Source organism: Entomohabitans teleogrylli (assembly GCF_001484765.1).
In the GTDB taxonomy this organism is placed as follows: domain Bacteria; phylum Pseudomonadota; class Gammaproteobacteria; order Enterobacterales; family Enterobacteriaceae; genus Entomohabitans; species Entomohabitans teleogrylli.
The window spans coordinates 1-773 of sequence record NZ_LLXO01000093.1 but is presented as its reverse complement, the minus strand read 5'-3'; the positions used below and the strand labels follow the sequence as shown (position 1 = coordinate 773).

Genomic DNA, 773 nt, shown 5'->3' with positions numbered 1-773 from the left:
CCCGGGACGCAACGATCTGGTGTTTCTGGCGCAGTTATGGCGTACGCCGGCGCCGCTGATGGCCGGTGAATGGCGCAGCGTGGTGAATATCCAGCTGGAGTATGAATGATGAAAAAACATAGCGCGCGTGCATTGAGTCTGGCGGTGCTGCTGTTGGCCGGGATGACGACGGCCTTTGCCGATACCGATGTCGTGTTTAGCGGAACGCTGGTGGAGGATCCCTGCGAACTGCATGTCGATTCTGAGGATCAGATAGTCGATTTTCGCAATGTGCCGTCAAAGACGTTTATTACCCACGATCGTAGCGGGCGGGAACGGTTTTCCATCTGGCTGAAGGAGTGCGATTTGTCGCGGGGGGACACGGTCACCGTGACCTTTATCGGCGCTGAAGATGCTTTCCAGCCGGGAATGTTTGCGCTGACCGGAGGCACTGCGGCCGGGATCGCCATTGCCGTTGAGGATGCTGACGGTACGCCGGTAAAGCCAGGCGTGGCGATGCGCCCGACGACGCTGGTGGCGGGGGATATGGTAATGAATTTTCAGGCTTTTATCTCTGCTCCGGACCACAGCCGGGTGCAGGAAGGGGACTTTGAATGCGTGACGACTTTCCTGCTGGAGTATGACTGAGGGTGATAAATATGAAGCCAACGATCGTTCTTGCCATGGTTGCCGTGTTGTCAGCGAGCTGTCTGTTGCCCGCCGAAGCGGCATTAACGGTCAATCGCTCACGGGTGATCATGAATGAAGGGGACAAGAGTGTCAGCATGACTGTC

At 56.9% G+C, this 773-nt stretch carries 1 protein-coding gene; it reads left to right on the top strand.

Going from position 1 to position 773, the window contains the following annotated elements; all coding sequences use genetic code 11:
• Nucleotides 1-105 precede the first annotated feature (105 nt).
• Nucleotides 106-627: a fimbrial protein gene (locus AQ981_RS25365; protein WP_249226397.1), complete on the top strand. Its 522-nt coding sequence runs from the start codon at nt 106-108 to the stop codon at nt 625-627.
• Nucleotides 628-773: the final 146 nt, after the last annotated feature.

Excerpts from the sequence above, each read along its gene's own strand:
- AQ981_RS25365 (WP_249226397.1), top strand. The coding sequence starts at position 106 with ATGATGAAAAAACATAGCGCGCGTGCATTGAGTCTGGCGGTGCTGCTG.